This is a genomic window from Streptomyces sp. NPDC023541 (genome assembly GCF_055559995.1).
The window spans coordinates 294,357-318,426 of sequence record NZ_JBVHJO010000002.1 but is presented as its reverse complement, the minus strand read 5'-3'; the positions used below and the strand labels follow the sequence as shown (position 1 = coordinate 318,426).

Annotated in this window: 20 protein-coding genes and 3 tRNA genes; 8 read left to right on the top strand and 15 right to left on the bottom strand. The window is 67.8% G+C overall.

From position 1 onward, the window contains the following. Positions 1 to 20: 20 nt before the first annotated feature. Positions 21 to 1,835: a hypothetical protein gene (locus ACZ3X1_RS05380; protein WP_467276843.1), complete on the bottom strand. Its 1,815-nt coding sequence runs from the start codon at positions 1,833 to 1,835 to the stop codon at positions 21 to 23. A gap of 149 nt (positions 1,836 to 1,984) precedes the next feature. On the opposite strand from ACZ3X1_RS05380, the gene ACZ3X1_RS05375 reads away from it, so the two are divergent. Continuing rightward, a complete protein-coding gene (locus tag ACZ3X1_RS05375) occupies positions 1,985 to 2,950 on the top strand; it encodes a restriction endonuclease (protein WP_467276841.1) in 966 nt (321 codons plus the stop codon). Between the two features lie 957 nt (positions 2,951 to 3,907). Here the strand turns inward: ACZ3X1_RS05375 and ACZ3X1_RS05370 are convergent. The 9 genes from ACZ3X1_RS05370 to ACZ3X1_RS05330 form a co-directional block, all read right to left on the bottom strand. After that, a complete protein-coding gene (locus ACZ3X1_RS05370; RefSeq protein WP_467276839.1) occupies positions 3,908 to 5,446 on the bottom strand; it encodes a terminase large subunit domain-containing protein in 1,539 nt (512 codons plus the stop codon). Next, on the bottom strand, positions 5,446 to 5,982 hold the full coding sequence (locus ACZ3X1_RS05365) for a hypothetical protein (protein WP_467276837.1): 537 nt from the start codon (positions 5,980 to 5,982) through the stop codon (positions 5,446 to 5,448). Before ACZ3X1_RS05365 ends, ACZ3X1_RS05370 begins: the two co-directional genes overlap by 1 nt. A 665-nt stretch (positions 5,983 to 6,647) precedes the next feature. Then, the gene (locus ACZ3X1_RS05360) at positions 6,648 to 7,157 is read right to left on the bottom strand and encodes a hypothetical protein (protein WP_467276835.1); all 510 of its coding nucleotides are present in this window, start codon (positions 7,155 to 7,157) and stop codon (positions 6,648 to 6,650) included. Between the two features lie 64 nt (positions 7,158 to 7,221). After that, positions 7,222 to 8,631, bottom strand: a complete 1,410-nt coding sequence (locus ACZ3X1_RS05355; RefSeq protein ID WP_467276832.1) for a ParB N-terminal domain-containing protein — start codon at positions 8,629 to 8,631, stop codon at positions 7,222 to 7,224. Beyond that, a complete protein-coding gene (locus tag ACZ3X1_RS05350) occupies positions 8,624 to 9,295 on the bottom strand; it encodes a ParB N-terminal domain-containing protein (protein WP_467276830.1) in 672 nt (223 codons plus the stop codon). Before ACZ3X1_RS05350 ends, ACZ3X1_RS05355 begins: the two co-directional genes overlap by 8 nt. Before the next feature lie 295 nt (positions 9,296 to 9,590). Then, on the bottom strand, positions 9,591 to 9,782 hold the full coding sequence (locus tag ACZ3X1_RS05345; protein WP_355406567.1) for a hypothetical protein: 192 nt from the start codon (positions 9,780 to 9,782) through the stop codon (positions 9,591 to 9,593). A 252-nt stretch (positions 9,783 to 10,034) separates the two neighbouring features. Next, a complete protein-coding gene (locus ACZ3X1_RS05340) occupies positions 10,035 to 10,841 on the bottom strand; it encodes a class I SAM-dependent methyltransferase (protein WP_467276826.1) in 807 nt (268 codons plus the stop codon). Continuing rightward, on the bottom strand, positions 10,838 to 11,179 hold the full coding sequence (locus ACZ3X1_RS05335) for a hypothetical protein (protein WP_467276824.1): 342 nt from the start codon (positions 11,177 to 11,179) through the stop codon (positions 10,838 to 10,840). The genes ACZ3X1_RS05340 and ACZ3X1_RS05335 overlap by 4 nt, the downstream gene beginning before the upstream one ends. 59 nt (positions 11,180 to 11,238) lie before the next feature. Continuing rightward, positions 11,239 to 12,354: a ParB/RepB/Spo0J family partition protein gene (locus tag ACZ3X1_RS05330; protein ID WP_467276822.1), complete on the bottom strand. Its 1,116-nt coding sequence runs from the start codon at positions 12,352 to 12,354 to the stop codon at positions 11,239 to 11,241. A gap of 662 nt (positions 12,355 to 13,016) precedes the next feature. Here ACZ3X1_RS05330 and ACZ3X1_RS05325 point away from each other — a divergent pair. After that, positions 13,017 to 13,541, top strand: coding sequence for a hypothetical protein (locus tag ACZ3X1_RS05325; RefSeq protein ID WP_467276820.1), 525 nt, complete (start codon positions 13,017 to 13,019; stop codon positions 13,539 to 13,541). Positions 13,542 to 13,550: 9 nt separating this feature from the next. After that, positions 13,551 to 14,324: a hypothetical protein gene (locus ACZ3X1_RS05320; protein WP_467276819.1), complete on the top strand. Its 774-nt coding sequence runs from the start codon at positions 13,551 to 13,553 to the stop codon at positions 14,322 to 14,324. Here the strand turns inward: ACZ3X1_RS05320 and ACZ3X1_RS05315 are convergent. Both ACZ3X1_RS05315 and ACZ3X1_RS05310 read right to left on the bottom strand, forming a co-directional pair. After that, positions 14,314 to 15,285: a recombinase family protein gene (locus ACZ3X1_RS05315; RefSeq protein ID WP_467276817.1), complete on the bottom strand. Its 972-nt coding sequence runs from the start codon at positions 15,283 to 15,285 to the stop codon at positions 14,314 to 14,316. The two genes, ACZ3X1_RS05320 and ACZ3X1_RS05315, sit on opposite strands and share 11 nt — an antisense overlap. Positions 15,286 to 15,392: 107 nt before the next feature. Next, positions 15,393 to 15,635 (bottom strand): helix-turn-helix domain-containing protein, encoded by a 243-nt coding sequence (locus tag ACZ3X1_RS05310; protein ID WP_467276815.1) that lies wholly within the window; start codon positions 15,633 to 15,635, stop codon positions 15,393 to 15,395. A gap of 127 nt (positions 15,636 to 15,762) precedes the next feature. Here ACZ3X1_RS05310 and ACZ3X1_RS05305 point away from each other — a divergent pair, with 127 nt between their 5' ends. After that, positions 15,763 to 17,634, top strand: a complete 1,872-nt coding sequence (locus tag ACZ3X1_RS05305) for a tyrosine-type recombinase/integrase (protein WP_467276813.1) — start codon at positions 15,763 to 15,765, stop codon at positions 17,632 to 17,634. 157 nt (positions 17,635 to 17,791) lie between these two features. Here ACZ3X1_RS05305 and ACZ3X1_RS05300 read toward each other — a convergent pair. The 3 genes from ACZ3X1_RS05300 to ACZ3X1_RS05290 all read right to left on the bottom strand — a co-directional run bounded on the left by ACZ3X1_RS05300 (position 17,792) and on the right by ACZ3X1_RS05290 (position 18,204). Next, positions 17,792 to 17,865: transfer RNA gene (locus ACZ3X1_RS05300), tRNA-Ile, on the bottom strand. Between the two features lie 188 nt (positions 17,866 to 18,053). Further along, positions 18,054 to 18,126 (bottom strand) — tRNA-Asn (locus tag ACZ3X1_RS05295). Between the two features lie 5 nt (positions 18,127 to 18,131). Then, positions 18,132 to 18,204 (bottom strand) — tRNA-Asn (locus ACZ3X1_RS05290). A 145-nt stretch (positions 18,205 to 18,349) separates the two neighbouring features. Here ACZ3X1_RS05290 and ACZ3X1_RS05285 point away from each other — a divergent pair. The 4 genes from ACZ3X1_RS05285 to ACZ3X1_RS05270 all read left to right on the top strand — a co-directional run bounded on the left by ACZ3X1_RS05285 (position 18,350) and on the right by ACZ3X1_RS05270 (position 24,012). Then, positions 18,350 to 18,655, top strand: coding sequence for a YtxH domain-containing protein (locus tag ACZ3X1_RS05285; protein WP_356810383.1), 306 nt, complete (start codon positions 18,350 to 18,352; stop codon positions 18,653 to 18,655). 96 nt (positions 18,656 to 18,751) lie between these two features. Further along, positions 18,752 to 20,200 (top strand): FGGY family carbohydrate kinase, encoded by a 1,449-nt coding sequence (locus ACZ3X1_RS05280; protein ID WP_356810384.1) that lies wholly within the window; start codon positions 18,752 to 18,754, stop codon positions 20,198 to 20,200. A 159-nt stretch (positions 20,201 to 20,359) separates the two neighbouring features. Then, on the top strand, positions 20,360 to 22,093 hold the full coding sequence (locus ACZ3X1_RS05275) for an ABC transporter ATP-binding protein (RefSeq protein ID WP_467276809.1): 1,734 nt from the start codon (positions 20,360 to 20,362) through the stop codon (positions 22,091 to 22,093). After that, positions 22,090 to 24,012 (top strand): ABC transporter ATP-binding protein, encoded by a 1,923-nt coding sequence (locus tag ACZ3X1_RS05270; RefSeq protein ID WP_467276806.1) that lies wholly within the window; start codon positions 22,090 to 22,092, stop codon positions 24,010 to 24,012. The genes ACZ3X1_RS05275 and ACZ3X1_RS05270 overlap by 4 nt, the downstream gene beginning before the upstream one ends. Positions 24,013 to 24,070: the final 58 nt, after the last annotated feature.

The window sequence follows — 24,070 nt, the reverse complement described above, 5'->3', positions numbered from 1 at the left end:
CGGCAGCGAACCGGCAGCCTTTAGGGTCCCGGGATCAGTGGGACTGTCGCGCTCTCCTTGGCTTCCGGCAGCCCGAGGTAGCGCCGCACTGCAGCGTTGTCACCTGTAGCGTCCGCCAACCGCGCTGCCGCGTCGAATGCCCGGGCCTGAATGCGCTCGATCTCGTCCTGCGCGTCATCGATCGGGTACCCGGCGTCCTGGAGCATGCGCACGCCGGTCTCGACGGACAGCACACCAGCGCCTACCCCCTTGACGACTTCCTCGAGGATCGCCGCTCGGTCGGTGGGGGTGTGGGGACCCCACGCCAGTTGTGCGGGCGCGGACTCCCCGGCGGGCCACCCCTGCGCATGACCGGCTTGGTGGAGGCGCTGCACCATGCGCAGCATGATCGCGTACTTGTGGGCCCGGGCCAGGCGCATGCCGCCGACAAGGGAGTCGAGCGGGCCGAGGGCGAGGGCGAGGGCGTAGCCGGACGGGAGGCCGGTGGGATCGAGGGTGCCGAGGCCCGCGGCGGTGATGCGGCTGTTGGCGGCGATGCGGTCGAGGAGGTGGTCGACCCTGGAGCGGAGTTCGGCGAGCTGGGCGGAGGTATCGAGGACGTCCATGCGTCCGCCGTCGTTGAGCTGCCACACCGTGCCTGCTCGCACCTTCAGGGGCAGAGGCTGCCCCGTGTTCCGGTCGATCGGGAGCCTGGCCCCGGCGAGACCGATGATCGGGGAGCCTGTGGTGGCGCTCGCACCGGAGGCGTCCGTGTCGGTGGCGGACAGCTCGTCGAGGGCTTGAAGGACAGTGGCCAGGGTGGGCTTGCCCCAGTGGTCGCCAGAGTGGGGGATGGTGTTGGTGATGTGAATCAGGGGGATGAAGTCGACCTGGAGGTCGAGCCGGTCGAGGACTTCGCCGTCGGAGCGGGCTCGGAAGGTCGCCTTGTGGAGGGGCAGGTCGTACAGCAGGTCGGAGTGCTTGAGGTCATCGAGGTCCCATTCGGCGTCTGTGAGGTAGCACGTGTAGGCGGAGGGCCGTCCTGCCGCCCACGGATAGGTGCGGGTGATGATCCCGGTCTTGCGGTCCTGGGCATCACCGGGCACCAGCAGGGCGATGCCGTCGTCTCCGGCAACAGACTCACGGACGTAAGCTCCGTCCTTGGTCGTGGCGGGACGGCTGGCGGGCGCGATCGGTGCGAGCTCGTAGGTGATGCGGCGGAGTCTCGCCTTGGTGCCGCGGCGTACGTCTTCGGGGATCTCCCAGGCAAGGTGCACGCGGGTTGGGAACTCGCCTGAGTCCTGCTCGTCGTCCGGCCACTCGGCGAAGTACAGGCCCGGGTCCCACGTGCGGAGGAGGACGCGGCCCTTGGCGGGATCCCAGGCCAGAGAGTAGACGGCGTCGCCGAGGAGGAGCGCGGTCCGCTCGGCCTGCTGGAGGCGCAGGGGCAGGAGCTCCTTCTCCGCCCAGGCCCGGAGACGGTCTTGCACCGCGGCGGCCTCCGCATGTCCTTCGGGCTCCTCGCCAGCGGTCTGCTCCGCGCCGGGCACGATGATCGTCTGCTCCGATCCGAGCAGGTAGCCCAGGGCAGTATCGATCAGCTTGCTCGCGTCCCCGAGCTCCCGCCGCTCCCCGCCCGCAGCGTCATCACCGGTGATCGCGGCGACCTGGCCGGCCTGGTTGGAGTCGTAGGCGGCTAGAAGCCGGTACGCGGACAACCGTCGCAGATCCTCATCTGGGACCCAGGAGGACGTGAGGTCGGACCAAGCGTTGCGGCCGGGACGGCGGGGGTCGGCCATGACCGGCTTGTAGTCGAGCCAGCTCCATACGTCGGTGATCAGCTTGCGCAGGCCCACAGCGGTTCTCCAGGCAGTCGGCCCCCGCGCCGCCCATTCAGGTTAGCGCCGGGTGTGGCCGACCACGGGCCGCTCATCGGCCGGTTGACACTTCGCAGAGCACTGGCTCAGTGTCCCTGGGTAACATCATCGGGCTGGGGTCAGCACTGATGCTGACCGCGACGGGGAGGAGCGCGAGCTACGTGACGTCTATGCGAGCACAGCGGATTCATCCGGCGGCGTACGAGGCCCTTACCGAGGCGTTGGCCAGGATCTTCTGGTACAAGCCTGAGCTTGCCGAATTCATCCGGGTACGGTCCGAGGAGTATCCGGAGCTCGTAGTCGGCCTCGACTTCACCGACTACAAGATCCGCTTTGCCAGCGCCTTCGTCGCGCGCTTGAAGGCTGGCGAGGACCGGTTCAAGGACCTGACCCTGTCCATCATGCTCGAAGTGGCCCAGCGGGATTCCTTCCCCAGCCTCAAGAGGCACGAGAACTCAGAGAAACTGCTGGCTGAGGCACGCGATGCCGTTGCCGAGCTTCGGGCCTGGACTGATCGTCTGCAAGGCCTGTTGGAGGAGCGAGCTGCCGTGGAGGCGGAGCAGGCTGCTGCTGAGGAGCGGGAGAAGTACCGCCGCGGGTTCTCTGAGCGGCTCGCCGAGCTCAAGGAGGAGTTCCTCCGGCTCCAGATGGAGACCAACCGCCAGCAGGCCGGGCGTGAGTTCGAGATTCTGCTGAATGCCCTGTTCAGACTGCACGACATGCAACCGCGCCTCGCCTACGAGCTGGAGTACGAGCAGATCGACGGATCCTTCACCTTCGACACGGACGACTACGTGATCGAGGCAAAGTGGCTGAAGGAGTCCGTTGAGGCGGGACGGCTGCGGGAGTTCAATGACAAGGTGCGCAGCAAGGGCAAGAACGCACTGGGGCTCTTCGTCAGCGTGAACGGCTTCACGTCGGGAGCCCGCGCTGTTTTTCGCGAAGGCACCTCCTTCATCACGATGGATGGCACCGACCTCTTCTGCGTGCTGGACGACCGCGTCCGGCTCGACGAGCTCTTGGCCCGCAAGAAGCGACACGCGAATGAGACAGGCAGTTGCTACTTCCCGGCGAGCCTGATGCTCGGGGATTAGCGCCTAAGGCCTCTCGGCCTCCGCGACCGCTGCGGGGTGGCCAGCCAGGCCGGGAACAGGGAAGCTGGCGCAGGCTCCGACGAACGCGTCACGGGCGCCAGCCGTTCTCTCCTTCCGACCCGCATCCGTCCACCGCTGCTCGCACTCAGCTCGGGTCGGACTTGCGGCGGTGGCTGGGACGCCGTCCGCCAGCTTGCGACGTTGGGCGAGTAGCCCTTCCCGGCGGCCCAGGTCACCCGCAGCCTTCAGCTCGGCAACGTGCTGGTCCCGCTTCTCGTCGAAGGAGGGCTCGCTAGGTGCGCCCGCACACGCCATCAGCCCTGCCCAGAGGGCTATCCCCGCAGCGGTTACCCGTACCGCTCTTCCGCTCATCAGCATGATCGCGACGCTACACGGGGCCGTTTCCTCATTGGGCCGTTTCCACCGGAGCTGTCCACAGGGGGCTGGGGATATCCACAACTCCGCCCCGACCGAAGGTGCCGTCACTTATGTTGACGATGGACGCGCTGAACTCCTCTGCCTTCCCGGCACATTACGCACCAGATACCGGGATGGTGCCTGGAAGGTGGGAGAGTTCGATGCAAAGGGACCGCGGGCGTCACCGTAGCCCCAAGGATCCGTCCAAGAGGGAGAGGAACGGCCGGCTGGCCTTCCTGTTGATCCAGGTTGCAGCCTGGATCACGGGCTGGTTCACGAACCAGTGATCAGCCGCCGTTCCTGCACCACCGCAAGGTAGGGGCTACCGGAAAACGTCCCCGACCTGCACCGGTTGCCGGGTTGTTGGCTTGCGCTGACAGCCCGGCACCATCCTCTGCTCTGCGGCCGCCGATCGTACGGATGGGTGTACCCGTCCGGCCGATCCAGGTCGCTGACACATAAGACTCAACGTACTCCAGCTGCGTCAAGTTATAAGCGTCAATCGCTAAAGAGCACATCGACCTATGTGCGAGGGTGGGGTTACCTCCGGCCGTCGAACCGGCCGTCCTCGGTGTCGTTGACAACGACATCGAGTTGGTCCGGGTCTGCGAGCTCCGTCAGGCCGTGTACGGCAGCGTCCATCCTGTCGGGGCTGTCCATGCCTTCGACCCAGGTGACCATCTGGTCTTCGAGCTCGGGGTACTCGCCGACGTGGTGGACGAGGCCCTGTTCGTAGAGCTGGGCGACTGGTGCGGCGCGCAGGCGTTTTCCGACCTTGGCGGTGACTTCCAGGATCATCGGCATGAGCAGACCCTTGGTGATGCCGTCAGCGCGCAGCTGCTCCCATGCCTGGCGGAGAATCTGCTTGGCCATGTCGCCGCCGTAGTTGCTCTCGACGACAAGTGCGTCTGCCTTGAGTTCGAGGGCGAGGCGGCAGGCGGCTATGCCCCAGTCATTGGCCCCCATAGGGCCGGACCTGTCGGCCAGCAGGTAGAGGTGTCGGTCGAAGTCGCGGCCGAGGCCGATGACGCCGGTCTCGTCGTTCACGGTGGAGTCGCCGCCGGCGGGGTCGACGGCGACGACGATCCGGGCCATGTCGAGGCCGGAGAACTGGACGGCGTTGATCCGGGCTGCCTCGATCCACTTCCGCTTCCAGACGCCTCCCTCGGGTGGGCGGGGCTTCTGCATGTAGAGGGCTCCCCAGACTCGTTCGCCGACGCGCTTGCGGGTCTTGGCGTGGTGGGTGGTGTCGAACCGCTCGGGCCAGAGCGGTTGACCGAGGGGGCGGCCGAGGGGGTCATCAGGGCTGTCGGCGAGGGCGGGCAGGTCGATGACGTGCCAGGCGTCGCGTTCGGACGCCAGAATGCGGCCGGAGAGATCGTCTTCGTGCCAGCGCGTCTGGATGACGCAGATCGCCCCGTTGGGCTCGATGCGGGTCTGGAGGACGGAGGTCCACCAGTCCCACGCACGCTTGCGCATGGTGGGGCTATCGGCGTCGGCCATGTCCTTGACGGGGTCGTCGACGATGGCGATGTGGGCGCCACGGCCGGTGAGGCCGCCGCCGATACCGGCGGCTAGGAGGCCGCCCTCGCCGCCGACGATGTCGAAGCGGTTGGCGGCCTGGCTGCCGGGCTTGAGGTGGATGCCGAGGTCTTCGCCCCAGGTGAGGATCGCGTCGCGGATCCAGCGGCCGTGATCGTCGGCGAGGTCGGAGCTGTAGCTGGCGATCATCATGCGGTGGCCGGGGTTTCGCCGGAGGTACCACAGGGGTGCCCATCGGCTGGCGCGGCGGCTCTTGCCGTGCCGCGGGGGCATGGTGAGCATGACGCGGTCGAGCCGGCCTTCGGCCATGTCGATGAACGCCTTGTCGATGAGATCGAGGTGGGGTGCCTGCATCTCTCGGCCGTCGGTCAGGACGGCGGCCAGGGCGCCTGGGGAGCGGTCCATGGCGAGACGTTTCTCCACGACTACGAGCTGGGCGCGGAGTTCGGGCGAGGCTTGGGCGGCAATGGCACGGCGCTGCTCGGTGGGCAGCGTGCCGTACTGCGCGAGAAGGGCCTCGCGGTCTCGGCTACTCATCAGCTATCGGCCTGGTCAGTGAGGTCGATGAGCGCGGCGAGTTCGTCCGTCGTGGCCGTCGCAACCTGGACGGGCCCGCCTTCCGGGCCGGCGAGTTCGGTACGGGTGGGCATGTCGAGGCCGAGCAGCCGTGCGCGCCGCTCCATGACGCGCAGAGCACGGTCGATGGCGGTGAGGTCCTGGTCGCGGACGACCTTCCGGTAGGCGACGAGGAACAGCCGGTCGAGACGGTCTGCTTCCAAGGCGCGCATCGCGTCGACGTCGTGGTTCAGTTCGGTGCGGCGGTCGTCGAGGGCCTTGCGGACGTCTCGGCAGGCGGCGTGAATCAGGGCCTGCTCGTCGGGGGGCTCCTGACCCTTGCGGTACCGCTCGATCCCGTAGCCCTGGGGGTATGCGACCCCGTCGGCGTTCACGGCCGGGTCAGCGGCCAGCTTTCTGGCGATGGACAGCCAGTCGACGCCGGCGAGGCGTAGGTCGATGGCGTCCGAGCGGCGGCGCGCGATGGCCGCACGCGCGGCTTTGTCAGGGCGTCCCACCGCGGGGCTCCTCCACAGCTCGGTGCGCCCCCACGCCCACCGCCATGATCGCACTTCGTGCGGCCGTCCAGACGCCGGTCAGTTGGTTCCTGAGCGAAAGCCGGGACGACGCAGGTGCGTGGGTGTTAGCTTCGTGCGTGGAGATTCGTGCTGGCCGGGCAGTGCCTGCGTCAGCCAGTCGCAATCCGTGTAGACGGCGCATTCCGACGAAATGCCTGTTCAAACGGTGAGTGACCCGTGATGAGCATAGCGGCTCCGTTCCAACGCTCCCCGTGGCCACAGTTGGTCACGCAGCAGAGCAGTAACGGTTTCAGCGTCGGATGGAACTCGGTCGATCACCCATGTGGTCGTCCGGGTGCATCGGCGTATTCGAGTGCTCGGCACGGCCCCGTTTTGAGGAGAGCCGATGTCGGCGGATTCAGCTACGACCATGGTCCTGCAATGGAGCGGGGTCGTTTCCCTTTGCCTGGTGCTTCTCGTACCGATCGCGGGTCAGTGCGCGTCACTGATTGACGCGGTTCGGGACGTCGCTGACAGGTGGCGAGGGGACCGGACGTCTGACGGTGACGGTGGCCAAGACGAATCCGGGCGCGAACCGGATCACTGAGCCTGCGGATTCGGTTAGCGCCGACCCGGTTTCCACCCGGCCGGCGCTGACCGCCCGTCTACATCAGCGTCATCTGTCCGGGGACGCTGCCGGTTCCGAGGCCGCGTGGGCGCTCGCCTGGGATCGTCACGACGCCGGCGGCGCGCAGGTGATGGGCGAACTGCCAGTTCCGGCAGGCGGCATACCGCTTGTTGCCGGCGTTGGGGTCGTCGGGCGGGATGTGCTTGTCGGTGAACGGGATCGGCCTGGCGTCGTCGAGGGTGACCTTGAGGTCCTTGACCTGGATCTCGACGTGATAGCCCGGGGCGCGCTCGAAGGCGAGGTGCGGGTTGTCCTCCCATCGGTAGGGGCTGGTGGTGACGCCGCACAGGTAGTAGGCGATGGCGTACCTGTTTGCGTCGAGCGTGGCGGTGAGGTCTTGCGGGCCGTCCTGTTGCACGTCCCGGCTGTAAGGGCCATGCAGGGAGCGGGCACAGTGCTGGGTGAGGTCGATACCCGTGACGTACTTGAGCCACAGGTAGTGATACAGCCTCTCCCCGCGCTCAATTCGAATTTTTGGCGGTTTCATCGAATTCCCCCCTGAAATAAAAGATTCACCCTCTAATTATATAAGAATTGGCGGGAATTCCGATTCACGCATTTCGTCGCTCGCACATGTCCAAGAGGGTCTGCACGAGCGGCTTGTGCCGGTTGTGTCGGTATCCCTGCGGGTACTCCATGTTGAATTCAACTTCGAGTGACTCGCGACGAACCGCGGGGACGATGGGGAGCGGCCGGCGACAGCGTGCGTAGATGTTCCCGCCGTTCGGATTTCCCAGGATCTCCACGTCGGCGAAGTATTTCGACAGCAGCGCACGCAGGGTCTCTGGGGTGTGAAACTTCTGCATGGTCCACACCCCGCTGCGGAACGTTGCGGCGAAGCCGTTCTCGTCCAGGAACTCCAGGGCTCGCCGGTAGTTCCCGTTGTTGCGGTGCTTCCGGCCCGCGAGCTTGCGCTCGATGGAGCCGAGGGAACGCGTACCGGTGTAGAAGACGCCCGAGGCGTTGAGCAGCGAGTTGCAGGCGGCAATGACGTGCTCTTCGAACTCTAGTGAGGTGACGGAGTTCAGGACGCTGTCGAGTACGACGACGTCGTACAGCCCGTGGGCCTGGACATCTCGCTGGAGGTCCCGGATGTGCGCCACAGTCGCCGCGATGTCGAGTGCATTTTTCTTGCCGGAGGCTTTCACGTGGGGCTCGTACCAGTGGGCATCGTGCCCCTGTTCCTTAAGACGCTTGATGTACGCCGCCTCACCGGCCCCGAAGTCGACGATGCGCTGCCCCTGCTTGATTTCGGGCAGGACGTAGCGTTCGTAGGTGGTGGACTTGTGAGAGTCCCCTTCGTCGCCGCCGAGGCGGTGCATCTGGCACCAGTGCTGGTTGTACGCCTTGATGCCGAGCTGGGTGTAGTCGTAGACGCCGTAGTCGCCTTCCAACCATTCGATAAGTTCGTCGGCCTCCTGCACGGACACGCGGTAGCACAGCACCGGGTATTTCAGGTCGTGGCCCACCACCGCATAGTCGTTGTTGAGGATGACTCGGCCGGCGGAGTCGGCAACGATCGAGCCCCAAGGCCCGTATCGGGTGACGAGGCGGCGGATCTCTTCCTGGATGGCAGCGTTGCCACGTGCCACCACGGCGATGTCCTGGGGCTCGATCCACTCCCACCCGTGAACGTCGTCAGCTGCGGCAGGCGCGCGAACCCGGGAACCGTCGGTCTCCACGGAGTTGTGCAGGAGGTTGAACTGGACCTCGTCGTGAGTGGTCACGTGCTTGCCCAGCAGCAGGGCGGGCACGGTCTGTTCGCCGTTGGCCTTGAGGCTCTTGGTGCGCTGGTGACCCGCGATGAGGATGCCGTTGCCGTTGACGATGACCGGCTTTACACAGCCGAACAGGGCCAGACTCTGCTTGAGGCGTTCGAAGGCGTTCTCGGACAGGCGGCGCGGGTTGTAGGGGGCGGGCTTGAGTCCGGCCAGGGGGAAGTTCGCGACGAACTCAGGCATCAACGACCTCCGGGTCGTCGCTGGCGGCGACGCCGCTGTCGAGGAGGTAGTGGCCGAAGCCGGAGTCGGTGCCGCGCCGCTCGTAGTACGCGGTGTGGGTCGCGTTGAGGCGTTCGACCTCGTCCGCGGTGATCTGAACCCGGGTGGTGCCCCACTGGATGAAGCCCCACTGGAGGTGCTCGTCCTTGACCTTGTCTCCTTCGCTAGCGATGGTCTCCGCCGGGAGGACGGCGGGCAGGGAGTGGTCGAGGAGTTCATCGAGGGCTGTCTGGTCGTAGCCCGTGCCTTGGAGGTCCGGGAGTTCCTCGAGGATCTCGGCGAGCAGGGCCGAGTCGTAGCCGGCGAGGTCAGAGGTCCGGTTGTCGACGACGACGATGCGTGTGGCGGCTTCGTCGTCGACGTCGACCCATGTGGCCGCGAGGTTCTCCCAGCCGAGTTCGACCGCGGCCTGGAAGGTGTGGTTGCCGGCGAGGATCTCTCCGGGGCGCCCGGTGTGGGTGCCTCGGTTGACGACGATGGCCTTGTACTGGCCGTTGATCGTCAGCGATTCGCGGATGGAGGCGACGTCGCCGTTCCTGGGGTTGCGGTGGAACGGCGTGAGGTCGGCGACGGGCACCGCCAGGGGCAGTAGCTCGTCGGGGATGTTGGCGGGCGTGGCGTTCACGGGCGTGGCGTCCCTCTTGTAGGCCGTTCCCCGCGCCCTACGGAAAGCCAGCCTAGTCGGTTGGTTCTCTACCGCCGGCGGCCGCTTCAGCTCCGCGAGCGTCGGGAACACCGAAGCGGGCGCCAGCTAGGGCGCCCGCTCCAGTTGCGGTGTCAGCGGTTGTTGCAGCGGCAGATGCCGGAAGGCAGGCACCACGAGGAGCAGGAGTTGCACCAGATCGCCCCTGGCACGGGCGGCTCCCGGTCGGAGGTTCCGAGGGCTCCGGCTCCTGTTGTGCTGGGCGCCTTGTCCGTGGTCATGATGCTCGTTTCCTGAGTCGGGTGCTGATCGCCGCTTCAAGCGCGGCAAGGTTGCGCGGCCCCTCCGGGTCGGGTTCCCGGATCCGCAGCTTGGCGGGGAGTCGGTCCCTTTCGGCGAGGAGCCTGAGGTAGAGCGGGTAGTCCGCGGGATCGCCGCGGTAGTTCGGATCGACGTAGCCGTCGCCCACGTGACGCTCCTTCTGCGCGGAATCCGCCCCCGGTGGGGGCGGATTCACCACGGTCGTGAGGAAGGTGGCGGGCTGCTCCTTGGTCTCGCTTTGGAACGAGGCCGGTGCCTGGCGAGCAGGGCGCGGGGGGTTGGCCACCCGCCAGGCACCGAGGAGTTGCCGCATGCCACGGCGTCGCTGGTCGGCTTCCTCGTACCGCCGGCCAGCAAGTAGACACTAACACTAGTCAGTGTTGGTATCTATCTTTTGGTCTCAGAAGAGGCCGTCCTGAGATGCCCTCGGCTCCGATACCGGCGCATCAGCGGGGCCTCGCGCGAGCGCGGGCAACTGTGAGCGCACCGGGATCACGGTCAGGACGGTCCGGACGCCCTTGAACCAGTGATCCGGAAGCGGCGTGATGGTGCCGCGGGCCTCGCGCACCTGGCTGCGGAAGTCCGCTGCCACTGCGTTGGCCCGGAAGGTGAGACCGGCGAACATCACCGCTACGAGCAGCCCGTCGGGGCGGATCCACCGCAATGCGCGCTGTACGTGACGGATGTCGAGCTGCTTGGCGTACGGCGGGTTCATGACCACACGGTCGTAGCGCGCGGTCACCGGCAGGGTGAGGAAGTCTGCGACGGTCACCTGCCGGGCGTAGCCTCGGTTTCGGATGATCTCGGCACGGCCCGGGTCCAGTTCGACACAGTCGACCACGGCGCCGCGGTCAGCGATCCGCTCAGCCATGGCACCAGTACCCGCGGACGGTTCGAGGACCTCTTGTCCTGTTTGCAAGTCCGCAAGGTCGAGAACCTCGTCGACGAGGGCGGGCGGCGTGGGGAAGTAGCCGCGCTCGGCGTCGGTGGTCACCTCCCCTTCGGCGAGCAGACCGGCAATGGCGTCGGCCGCGTTGACGGGGAAGACGTGGCCGCACTTCCAGCGGTTCCACCTCCCACCGACCGCCGAGAGTGCGAGGTTCACGCGCTGGTAGAGGCGGTCTTCGAGCTGGCCGCTGAGGAACAGGATCGGCCCGTCGCAGCGTGCGGATCGGATGGTGTCCAGTACGTCGGCGTCGATCTTCACGATCGGCCCTCGATGCCGGACTCGCTGACGGAGGTTGCGCGCGCCTGGATCAGCTCGGCTTCGAGTTCGACGAGACGGGCCGCGACCATGAGCGCGAACCGTACGGAGACGGAGCCACCGGCCGCGCCCAGGAGTTCGGCCGTGGCAGCACGTGTGAGGTCGTCCGCCTCCTGAGTGGCCCCGTCCGCCTGGCCGGCGCGGGCGAAGGCCAGGCGTCCGGCCGCGCGCTCGACGAGCTCCTGAGCCTGCGGGTCGTACTCCTTGAGGGCGTTGCCCGGCTCTGCGGTCGTGAACAGGCACTGGTTGACGTTGCGCATGTGGTGGATGTCGTTGATCACTGTGGGCTCCTTGGAGAAGGGTGGGCGGCCGTTGAGGCCGCCCGCCCTGGACTGGTCGATCAGGCGGCGGTCTCGGTCGACTTCGTGTCGCCCGTTACCGTCTCCGACTCCTCATCAGCGGCGGCGTTGCCCTCCGGCTCCTGCTCGGCGCCCGATGCCGCGTCGGCGCCACCCTCCGGCTCGACAGCGGCCGCCATCAGGGCCTCCGCTTCAGCGGCGAGGTCCGGCGCCTCCGCCTCGGCGCTGACGATGATCGCGCTGGCTTCCGCGTGCGCTACGGCCTGTCGGACCTGGAAGCGCGCCTTCTCCAGACGCTTGGCGGCACGGTCCAGCTGCTCCAGGCGCTGCCTGACCTCCCCGGCCAGGAGCTTGGACAGGTGCTGGGCGTCGGTCTTCGAGACGTCTTCCAGCAGGCCGCACAGACGCTCGATCTCGTCGAGTGCCGTCTTGGTCTTGGTGGTCTCCTTCGTGCGCTCGGCCTTCTGCTCGGGGGTCATCTCCTCGACCTCGACCATGGAGTCCTGGGTCGCCGCCTTCTCCTGCTTGCGCATGGCGTAGGCGATGTGGACGAGCTGGTTGTCGGTCAGGTCACCCTTCTTCCACTTCTCGAAGACGCCCTTCTGGTTGTCCTTGGTCAGCGCGGCGATCTGGACGGCTGCCTGGGTGCCGATGTGGCCAAGGTTCACGGCGGCGGCGACTTCGGGCCTCAGGCCGAGAAGGGCGAGGCGTGCGTTGATGTACTGCACCGTCTTCGAGACCTTCTTGGCGACGATCTGGACGGCGTCCTTGAGCTCGACGTCCGAACCCTGCATGTCGACGAGCTTCTTGAAGCCCTTGGCCTCTTCAAGCGGCAGCATGTCGGCTCGGTTGATGTTCTCGACCATGGCCTTTTCGAAGGCGGCCGCATCATCAATGGCCTCGCCGTCGTTACCCGTGATGATCCGGGCATCGATGGTGATCTTGCCCGCGATCTCGTGGGCCCGGAAGCGGCGCTCGCCGGCGACGATCTCGTAGCCGCCCTTCTCGCGCTTACGAACGACAATCGGCTGGAGCAGGCCGTGCTCGTTGATCGAGTCGGCCAGCTCCTTGAGCTCGGCCTCGTCGAAGTGCTCGCGAGGCTGACCCTCGTTGCGGTGGATCTGAGCGAGCTTGAGGCTGGCGGTCTTGGTACCCATCTGATTCTCCAAGAGGTCGTTCGGAGTGAGGTTTCCTCCCCGCTCCTTGTAGTTCTATTCTATATGCATTCCTGAGGTGGGTCCACATTTGCCTGAAAGTTTCTGCACGTCAGAGGCCCGGCGCGACCAGAAGGTCACGCCGGGCCCGGTTCACTCTGCACCCCCGCAAGCCCCGGCGGTCACGCGGGATACACCCGGCGGCCGGCGGGGAACCGCTGTAGGGGCAACGATCGCGAAGGCGGCCAGCAGGTCATGCGCCGCGTCGTCTCCGAGGTCTACGAACGCCTCGCCGCGCGACTCCCCCAGTCGCGCGAGCACCCTCTCCAGTTCGACCGCCACGCCGCACCCCTCCGTGTCGCCCAGTCACTTCCCCCACCCTTCGCAGCAGAACATAGATCCCGACACACCTCCGTACGCGGCACACCTTGGCGTACATCGGTGCACTCAGCACCGCCGCAGCCTAGAGGTGCGGGCATGCCCGCACCTCTAGCATCATGATCCAACGGATCTACAACGATCCTGCTTCGGAGAGTGACCTAATGTCAATGAAGATAGACAATTGATCGGACCGATAGATTCCCAACTAGCCCCGGCTGCCGCACTCCAGCCACTCCGCCACCATCCACCGCGGCCGCTCGGTGGCCGCCACGAAGGACCCGCCTATGCCCTCCGGCCCCGACATACCACTGGCGAGCAAGCTGGCACTGCTGCTGCGTCGGAAGGCTGGCCGCGTCGGCAAGAGCCCCAGCCTGCGCGCCCTGGAGGTTGCGACTGCGGCCACTCCCGGCGGCAAGCCGGCGATGACCCACCAGGTCATCGCCGACCTCCTGAACGGCGAGAAGAGTGACCCGAAAACGTCACAGACCCTCGGACTCGCACGGGCATTCGACGCTCCGGTAGCTTTCTTCCTTCCTGGGTACAACGGCCTGACCTCCTTGGAGGTCTACGAAGGGCAGGCGGACGCCCGGGAGGCGTTGCGGCTGATCCACGACCTGGGGGAAGCGGGCGCCGCGGAGCTGGTGGAGGCCGCGCGTGCGATCCGAAAACGACACGGTAAGACCGACACCAACATCCCGGAGGTGCCGGAGCTGCCGCCCATGGTGGAGCCGCCGCGACCCGGCCGGCGTCGCCGTCTGTCGTTTACCGAGGCTGCCGATCGGGCCGTCTCTGATTTGGAAGGACTCTGAAAGACCATCATGGACGGCATCGTCTTTGGCATATGCACTCTGGTCGGGATTGTGGGGACGTGGTACTCCGCCCGAGATGCCTGGCGGCTGCGTGACCGGAGTGAGTACCGGATCGCCCGCGCTGCCCGCGCAGTTGCCTTCGGTGTCTGCACGATCGGCGTCCTCCTGGCCGTGCCGGCGGTCGAGAGCCCGCTTGAAGACCTGACCGGCATGAACAACTCGGCCAAGCTTGGGGCACACATCTGCGCCGTCCTGTGGTGCGGAAGCCTCCAGCTGATGCTGGTGGACTGGTCGTACAACCACGAGGTGCTGAAGGCCAGCCTCTACGCGCGGGTCGCCCTCGGCATCGCGGTGCTGGCGGCGATGCTGCCGCTGTTCATCGCGACCACTGGCCCCGACATGGAGTTCACCACCGGCTTCGCGGCGGAACCCGGCGTGACCGTCTACCTTCTGGTCTACCTGACCTACGTCGCCATCACGTGCGGCGAGATCGCCTTTCTCTGCTCCGGCATGGCCCTGTCGACGTCGCGCCGCGGCCACACCTGGACCTGCCGAGGTCTCGCCACCTCGGCGGCCGCGGCCGTCCTCGGCGTCGCCTACGCGATCAGCAAGGGCTCGTACCTGGTGCTCCACTACCTCCGGCACCCCTGGCCGTTGCGGTACGAAGAGATCATTTCCCCTCTCCTCGCCGGCCTCGCCACGGTAGCTCTGATCACCGGTCTCACGATGGCCATGGTCGGCCGGCGACTCACTCAGCGGAAGGCTGACCAGGTCACCGCGTAACGGCTCGGCCCTTCCGCCAGTCCAAGACCACGCGGCCGGGCTCGATCGTACGTACACCCTTCGCGCTGGCCGGGAACACCCGCACGCCCTCCAGGAGCAGCAAGGCGATGGCCTGCTTGGAGGCGTGCGGGGCTGTGTTCCACCATCGGACGAGGTCTCGGGCGCCACCAAGCTTGAAGTTCGCCATCTGCTCCGCGAACCGGAGGCGGGTTCGATTGATCTTGATCTCGTCGGTCGCGGCGTTCTGCGCGGCAAGGAAGGCATCTCGGCCTATCTGCCGACGGCCGTACAACTCGGCGACGTCGCGTCCTCGCTCCTCCAGCTCCGCAATCGCCTTCTTGAGGTCGTCGACCTGCGCGCGAGCGGCTTCCTGTGCGGCCTCAATGCTCGCCCGCACGTCCGGCTTGAGGAGTTCTGCAACGAGGTACTCGGCGACGTAGGTCTCAAGGAGCTCCGCGTTCACACGGACCTCCCCGCATCCGCCCACTCCCTGCTTGTCCTTCGGACGGCAGCGGTACCCGGGGCTCCCCGCGTTGTTGCGAGCGCCGGTCAGATGCTGCTTGCACTTACCGCACGAAGCGATGCCCCCTACGTCTCCCGTGAGGAGATAGGAGTAGGGGGCGTCGGGCGTTGCCTTCTTCCGCTTGGCGTGGCGCTCCTCCAGCGCCATGAACTCCGCAGGGGTGATGACCCCGGGGTGGCCGGCGTCGACCAGCTCACCGTTCTCGTCTCGCCTCAGTCCAGCGATGGCGGGGTTCTTGAGGAGGCGACCGATACTCGCGTCCTTCCACTCACCCCCGAGGGTCCCCCGGTGGCCCTGGGCGTTGGCCCACACAGCGATATCCCCGTCGGACTGCGGAGGGTCCAGAAGGGCGCGGCTGACCATCTCTCGCAGCGGCCCGACCTCGTCTTCGTGGAGGCGGCGCCGCGAGTTGTCCTCGAATCCGTAGAGCCGTGGCATGCGGTTCCGTCCGATCTCTTCTTGTTCTCCCCCGTGGCGGCCCGATCCTAGGTCACGGTCCGTACCAATGGCACGCTCCGTCTCAAGATCGATGACCGCCGCCGCAGCTAGCGGCTCGGCGGTTCAACCTGCAGCGCACGCCACAAGGCGGCAGCTGGCACGCGTGTCGTACCGCCGAGGGCGAGCGTCTTCACGGGGAAGTCACCAGACCTGATCAAGGCGTACGCCTTGTGCACGCCGATGCCGAGCGCCCGCGCCGCCGTCGACACGTTCACCGTCGGCGGAAGGGCCAGTAGCTCCTCCAAGGTCATCCCAGCGGAGCCGGTTCCCGAGCTCTCTTTCACTGTCATCTCGTCGTCGCGTTCTCCCCCGCGCCAACGTTAGACATAAGAATACTCCAACACTCCAGTGTTGGGGCAACATGTCTCACAGAGCGGCAAAGATCAGCACGTAGGCCACATCAGCAGGGGGAGAGTCATGACTGACATCAGCTACTTCAGGAGGTGCGCATGCAAGGTCCCGGTCCTCAACGAGGCTGGCGAGCCGGTGCTCCTGAGCGACGGCACGCCAAAGATGAAGGAGGTCGGAGCCACCTGCCCGAAGCTCAAGCAGAAGGGGCACTCGACCTGGTACTTCTACTTCGAGCTGGAGCCCGGCAAGAACGGAAGGCGCCGGAGAGTGCGCCGTGGCGGCTTCGAGACGCAGGACAAGGCCAAGACGGAGGCCAAGAAGGCGCTCAAGAAGGCCGAGGGGGTCACGGATGTCCTGAGTTCGGCCACTGTGGGGGAGGACCTCACCGCCTGGGTTGAGCGGAAGGGGAGCCTCGCCCGGACAACCTCGCACGGGTACGAGGGGCACATCCGGCTGTACCTCATGCCCTACCTGGGGCACATCAAGCGCAACGACCTCCACGCGCGGCACATCGAAGCCATGTACGCGGCCATCAAGAAGGAGAACGCGGAACGCCTGCTTCACCACGGCCGGGTGATGGAACTTACCCAGGCGCGCGACGCCGCGCGCGAAGCATGGATACGCGCATCTGGAAAGCCCGAGGAACGGCGCAAGACCCGCAGCGCCTACCTGGCGGCCAACGCCGCCCTGAGGGAGGGCGCGCGCGGCCTGCGGAAGATCACGGGGCCGGCCACGCTCCACCGCATCAACGCCACCCTGAGCAGCTTCCTCAACAGCGGGATCAAGCGGCTCGAATACCAGACCAACTGGGCGGCGCTCATTGAGCTACCTCCCGTCAAGCGGCCCAAGCCGTTGGTGTGGACGCCTGAGCGCGTAGAGCACTGGAAGCGCACGGGCGAGAAGCCCGGCCCTGTGATGGTCTGGACGCCCGAGCAGGCTGGCGAGTTCCTGGACTTCGTGGCGGATGACCGCCTCTACGCCCTGTGGGACACGTTCACCTTTCTCGGACCGCGCCGCGGTGAGATGGCAGCCCTCCCCTGGACGGAGGTCAGTCTGACCGCGCTACGGATGCGGATCTCGGCGCAGCTCGTTGAGGTCGCGTATCGCGTTTACGGCGAAGAGCCGAAGGCCGACAGCGTCCGCACCATGAGCATCAGCAGCCACTCCGGCCGCGTCCTCACCACGCACCGGGCCAACCAGGAGCGCGAACGCGCTGAGTGGGAGGGCGAGGAGGCGTGGGTCGAGTCGGGCTGCGTCTTCACCATGGAGAACGGCGCTGCACTCCACCCCGACTGGATCAGCCGGCGGTTCAAGCGGCTGGTCGAACTGTCGGGCCTCCCGCCCGTACGCCTGCACGACCTGCGCCACCTCTCGGCCAGCCTCGCCCTGCTCGCCAACAACGACATCAAGGTGGTCCAGGAGCGTCTCGGCCACAGCTCGCGGCAGATCACCTCGGACACCTACACCAGCGTCCTGCCCGAGCTGTTCCGGACCGAGGCCGAGTCGACGGTCGCCGTCGTACCTCGCGGCGGTGAGCTCACGTACACGGTCAAGAAGGCCCTCACGATCCCGGACAGCGCCTTCGCCCAGGACGTGGCGGTGCTGTTCGCTCACGCCGCCAGCTCCGCCCGGGGCCCGCAGTGGACGATCGGCGTTCAAGCGGCCGCCGGCGGTGAAGTCTTCGGCCAGATTCGCGCGGAGGTCCAAGCGGCTGAGCGTGCGGCAGAAACGGCCGAGGCATGGCTTCGGACCCACTGCGCGGAGCGGGGCTACGACGTCATCCGGACCGAGAACCTCGCGGACCGGATCCCGGACGACCAGAAGAAGACCATGGCGCTGGTTCGCCTCGTGATCGACCGCACAGCGGCGATGGGCCGTGACGAGCCGGTGCGCCGCTTCCTGACAGGCACCCGTAAGGCTTCCGTCAGCACCGGGTGACGTCTGTCCCCGCGTCGCTGCCGCCGCGTCCCCGCAGCGTCCCCGCAGCGCCCATGGAACGCGAAAGGCGGCCCCGGAGGGCCGCCAGGATCACCGTAGTGACTCGCGCGACCAGAGAAGTCCCTGGTCAGATCGTTTCTGCACACCTGGTGTGCAGTGGGGCGGGTGGGACTCGAACCCACGGCCGACGGATTATGAGTCCGCTGCTCTAACCGGCTGAGCTACCGCCCCTTCACGGCGTGGCGCGTACACGTGTGCGCGCCGTCTGCCGCAGCATAGCCGCTCATACGATCTCCTGCTTCGGATGCCTCGCATGATCGGCTTCGCCTGTTCAGAGAGACCGCGCTGAGGGCTGCCCGGTTCCCGAAAAGGCCGATAAAGAGAAAAGAGGACCCCGTAGGGCCCTCTTCTCTGCCTTGCTCCCCCGGCTGGACTCGAACCAGCAACCCTCCGGTTAACAGCCGAATGCTCTGCCAATTGAGCTACAGGGGACTGCGCTCCCCCGACTGGACTCGAACCAGTAACCTGCCGGTTAACAGCCGGCTGCTCTGCCAATTGAGCTACAGGGGATTGCTGCGGTGCATCGAACAGCCCACCTCCGGCCTTGCCGGGGGGCGAGCGCCCGTTGCGAGACATAGATTAGCGCAAGCAGGGGGGTGCTCCGCCAATCGGTATCGACAGCAGGCCGGGCACCACACGACGAAGGGTGACAGGCATGCGGTACAAGGTCACGTTCGTGGTCGGACTGGCTCTCGGGTACGTGCTCGGAACGCGGGCCGGACGCGAGCGCTACGAGAAGCTGAAGAAGTCCGCCCGGCAGGTCGCGCAGAACCCCGCGGTGCGCAACGCCGCCGAGACAGCGGGCCACACCGGGCGCGAGTACGCCGGGAAGGCCTTCGCCGCCGTGAGCGAGAAGGTCGGCGACGCCGTACCGGACTCGCTCGCCGGCCGGGTGCGCGGACTGCGCGGCCGGGCCGGCGGCCAGGCCGCCGAGGACGAGTGGGGCACCAGCAACACCTGACGTGCCACGGGCCACATCCGGAGCCCTTGGGACCCATGAGGTTTCAGGGGCTCCGGGACGGTCGACACCGGCCCCGCGTGCGGCAGAATTCTCCGCATGGGGATAGTCGCCGGGCTGGACAGCTCTTCCGCCTTCACACGCATCGTCGTCTGTGACGCCGAGACCGGCGCCGTGCTGCGCCAGGGGTACGCACCCCATCCACAGCCCGTGGGCGAACCGGACGGCGCCAGCCCCCACGAAACCGATCCACAGGCCTGGCTGCTCTCGCTCGGCGAGGCCGCGGGTGGCGGGATCCTGGAGGGGGTCCAGGCCATCGGGGTCTCCGCGCAGCAGCACGGCCTGCTCCCGCTGGACCCGCAGGGCACCCTGGTGCGCCCGGCCCTCGTCGGCAACGACAAGCGCGGCCAGGTCGCGGCCGCCGACCTCACCGAAGCCCTCGGCGGGCGGCACGCCTGGGCCGAGGCGGTGGGCTCGGTCCCGCACTCCGCGCAGCCGGTCGCGAAGCTGGCCTGGCTGGCCCGCACCGAGCCCGAGGCGGCCCGCCGGGTGGCCGTGCTGATGTCCCCGCACGACTGGCTGGTCTGGCAGCTGCTCGGCCGCCCGGCGCGGCGGACCACCGACCGCGGCGGCGCCTCCGGAACCGGTTACTGGTCGGCGGCCGCCGGAGCCTGGCGCCCCGACCTGGTCGAGCTGGCGCTCGGGCACCGGGCGCTGCTCCCCGAGGTGCTCGGCCCGGCCGACGCCGCCGGGACCACGCCCGAGGGGCTGCTGATATCCGCCGGCACCGGCGAGACGATGGCCGCGGCGCTCGGCCTGGGGCTGGGCCCCGGCGACGCGGTGGTCTCCCTCGGTGCCTCCGGCTCGGTGATGGCGGTGCACCACGAGGCGCTGTCCGAGCCGGGCGGGCTGATCACCTCCCTGGCCGACGCCACCGGCATGCACCTGCCCGTGGTGAACACCTCCAACGCCGTACGGGCCCTGCGCGGCACCGCCGAGCTGCTCGGCACCGACCTGGAGGGGCTGTCCGAGCTCGCGCTGAAGTCGACGCCGGGCGCGCACGGCCTCGTACTCCTGCCGTACCTGGAGGGTGAGCGGACGCCGAACCTGCCGCATTCCGCCGGGACCCTGAGCGGCCTGCGCCGGGACTCGATGAAGCCGGAGCACCTGGCCCGGGCGGCCTTCGAGGGCATGCTGTGCGGCCTGGTGGACGCCCTCGACGTCCTGCGCTCGCGCGGGGTCGAGATCCGCCGGGTGTTCCTGCTGGGCGCGGCCGCCGAGCTGCCCGCCGTGCAGGCGGCGGCCCCCGGGCTGTTCGGCACGCAGGTCGTCGTACCGGCGCCGGCCGACTACGCGGCGCTGGGCGCGGCCCGCCAGGCGGCCTGGGCCCTCGGCGTGGCGCGGGGCACACTGGCCGCGCACACCCCGCCCGTCTGGCCCGCCCCCGCGGCGCAGGTCTTCGAGCCGGGCGAGGAGTTCGCGGCCTGGCAGGGCGTCCGCCAGCAGTACGTCGCGACGCGGGAGCAGATCCACCCCGGCGCGTTCTGAGCGGCAGCGACGCTGTTTCCGGCCCCGCCGCGAAGGTCGTAGGACCCGCGCGGCGGGGCTGGTCCTTTTGACCGGCCTTTGCGAAATCCGGTGGGGATCACAGGGCCGATTGGCCGAAGATGGGGTGAACCCCTCGATCGTGCCGACCGGAGCCTGCGCGTGCTCATACGACTTCTGCGGACCCATCTGGGTCCGTACCGGAAACCCATCTCGGCGCTGGTCCTGCTGCAACTGCTGCAGACCAGCGCCAGCCTCTACCTGCCCACCCTGAACGCCGACATCATCGACAACGGTGTCGTCAACGGCGACACCGGCTACATCCTGCGCTTCGGCGCGCTGATGCTCGGCGTGTCGCTCATCCAGCTCGTCTGCAACGTCGGGGCCGTCTACTACGGCGCCCGCACGGCCTCGGCCGTCGGGCGCGACGTCCGCGGCGCCGTCTTCGACCGGGTTCAGAGCTTCTCCGCCCGGGAGCTCGGCCAGTTCGGCGCCCCGTCGCTGATCACCCGTACGACGAACGACGTCCAGCAGGTCCAGATGCTGGTGCTGATGACCTTCACCCTGATGGTGTCGGCCCCGATCATGTGCGTCGGCGGCATCGCCATGGCGCTCTCGCTGGACGTACAGCTGTCGGGCGTCCTGCTGGCCGTGGTCCCCGTACTCGGGATCTCGGTGGGCGCCATCGTCTACAGGACGCGGCCGCTGTTCCGCCAGATGCAGGACCGCCTGGACACCGTGAACCGGGTGCTGCGCGAGCAGATCACCGGCAACCGCGTGATCCGCGCCTTCGTCCGCGACGACTACGAGAAGGACCGCTTCCGCGAGGCCAACGCCGATCTCACCGGCGTCTCCCTGGCCTCGGGCAAGCTGCTGGCGCTGATGTTCCCGACCGTGATCGTGGTCGTGAACATCTCCAGCGTCGCCGTCATCTGGTTCGGTGCGATGCGCGTCGACAGCGGCGGCATGGAGATCGGCCAGCTCACGGCCTTCCTCGCCTACCTGATGCAGATCGTCATGTCCGTGATGATGGCCACCTTCATGTTCATGATGGTTCCGCGCGCCGAGGTCTGCGCGGAGCGGATCCAGGAGGTGCTGGACACCGAGTCCAGCGTCGTCCCGCCCACCGACCCGGTGCGCGAACTCACCCGCCGCGGGCTGCTGGAGCTGCGCGGCGCCGACTTCGGCTACCCGGGTGCCGAGGCCCCGGTCCTGCGCGGCGTGGACCTGGTGGCCCGCCCCGGCGAGACCACGGCGGTGATCGGCTCCACCGGAAGCGGGAAGTCCACGCTGCTGGGCCTGGTGCCGCGGCTCTTCGACGCGACCGGCGGCGAAGTGCTCGTCGACGGCGAGGACGTACGCCGGCTCGACCCCGAACTGCTGGCCAGGACGGTCGGCATGGTTCCGCAGAAGCCCTACCTGTTCTCCGGCACCGTCGCCTCCAACCTGCGCTACGGGCGCCCGGACGCCAGCGACGAAGAGCTGTGGCAGGCCCTGGAGGTCGCCCAGGCCAAGGAATTCGTCTCGGCGCTGGAGGGCGGTCTGGAGGCCCCCGTCACCCAGGGCGGAACGAACGTCTCCGGCGGCCAGCGCCAGCGTCTGGCCATCGCCCGCACGCTCGTCCAGCGCCCGGAGATCTACCTCTTCGACGACTCCTTCTCGGCCCTGGACTACGCGACGGACGCGGCGCTGCGCGCGGCGCTCGCGCGCGAGACCGTGGACGCGACCGTGGTCATCGTCGCCCAGCGGGTCGCCACGATCCGCGACGCCGACCGGATCATCGTCCTGGACGAGGGCCGGGTCGTGGGCGAGGGACGCCACCACGAGCTGATGGCCGGCAACGAGACCTACCGGGAGATCGTGCTCTCCCAGCTGACGGAGGCGGAGGCCGCATGAGCGGGCCCGGAGGACGGATGATGATGGGGCCGGCCCAGCGGTCCCTGGACTTCAAGGGATCGGGCAAGCGCCTCCTGGCCCAGCTCGCGCAGGACCGGGCCAAGCTGTGGGGCATGGTCCTCGCCGTCGTCGGCAGTGTCGCCTGCGCCGTTGTCGGACCGAAGATCCTCGGCGAAGCCACCGACCTGGTCTTCGCGGGGATCGTCGGCCGGGAGATGCCGGCCGGTGTGACCAAGCAGCAGGTGCTGGAGGGAATGCGCGCCCGCGGTGACGAGGGCATGGCGGACATGCTGTCCGGCACCGCCTTCACCCCGGGCCAGGGCATCGACTTCGGCGCGGTCGGGGTCGTGGCGATCTGGGCGCTGGTGGTCTTCACCCTGGCCGGCCTGCTGATGCTGGTCGCGACCCGGCTGTCGAACCACGTCATGAACGGCACCCTGTACCGGATGCGCGAGGAGCTCCAGGCGAAGCTGTCGCGGCTGCCGCTGTCGTACTTCGACCAGCAGAAGCGCGGCGAGGTGCTGAGCCGGGCCACCAACGACATAGACAACATCGGCCAGACGCTCCAGCAGACGATGGGTCAGCTGCTGAACTCGCTGCTGACGATCGTCGGCGTGCTCGCGATGATGTTCTGGATCTCGCCGCTGCTGGCGCTGGTCGCGGTGGGGACCGTACCGGTCTCGGTCTACGTCGCCGCGAAGATCGGCAAGAAGTCGCAGCCGCAGTTCGTGGAGCAGTGGAAGACGACCGGCACGCTCAACGCCCACATCGAGGAGATGTACTCGGGGCACAACCTGGTCAAGGTCTTCGGCCGGCAGAAGGAGTCCGCGGCGGTCTTCGCCGAGCAGAACGAGGCGCTGTACCGGGCCTCGTTCAAGGCGCAGCTGGTCAGCGGCATCATGCAGCCGGTGATGTTCTTCATCTCGAACATCAACTACGTGCTGATCGCGGTGGTCGGCGGGCTGCGGGTCGCCTCCGGCACCCTGTCGATCGGTGACGTGCAGGCCTTCATCCAGTACTCGCGGCAGTTCTCGATGCCGCTGACCCAGGTCGCGTCGATGGCGAACCTCGTGCAGTCCGGGGTCGCCTCGGCGGAGCGGGTCTACGAGCTGCTGGACGCTCCGGAGCAGGAGCGCGACGCCGACGTGCCGGAGCGTCCGCAGGAGCTGCGCGGCCAGGTCACCTTCGACAAGGTGGCCTTCCGCTACGAGCCGGACCGGCCGCTCATCGAGAACCTCTCGCTCTCGGTGGAGCCGGGCCACACGGTCGCGATCGTCGGCCCGACGGGCGCCGGCAAGACGACCCTGGTGAACCTGCTGATGCGGTTCTACGAGGTCACGGGCGGGGAGATCGCCCTGGACGGGGTGGACATCGCCAAGATGACCCGCGAGGAGCTGCGCGGCGGCATCGGCATGGTGCTCCAGGACACCTGGCTGTTCGGCGGCACCATCGCGCAGAACATCGCCTACGGTGCTTCGCGCGAGGTCACGCGCGCCGAGATCGAGGAGGCGGCGCGGGCGGCGCACGCGGACCGGTTCATCCGGACCCTGCCGGACGGCTACGACACCGTGCTGGACGACGAGGGCGCGGGCGTCAGCGCGGGCGAGAAGCAGCTGATCACCATCGCCCGGGCGTTCCTGTCGGACCCGGTGATCCTGGTCCTCGACGAGGCGACGAGCTCGGTGGACACCCGTACCGAGGTGCTGATCCAGAAGGCGATGGCGCGGCTCGCGCACGGCCGGACGTCCTTCGTGATCGCGCACCGGCTGTCCACGATCCGCGACGCCGACCTGATCCTGGTGATGGAGAGCGGCTCGATCGTGGAACAGGGCACGCACGAGGAGCTGCTGGCGTCGGGCGGTGCCTACGCGCGGCTGTACGCGGCGCAGTTCGCCCAGGCGGTCGCCGAGGTCGACTGACCACGGCATGAGCGGGTGGGGGCGTCCTTCGGGGCGCCCTTTCCCGTTCCCCTTCCCG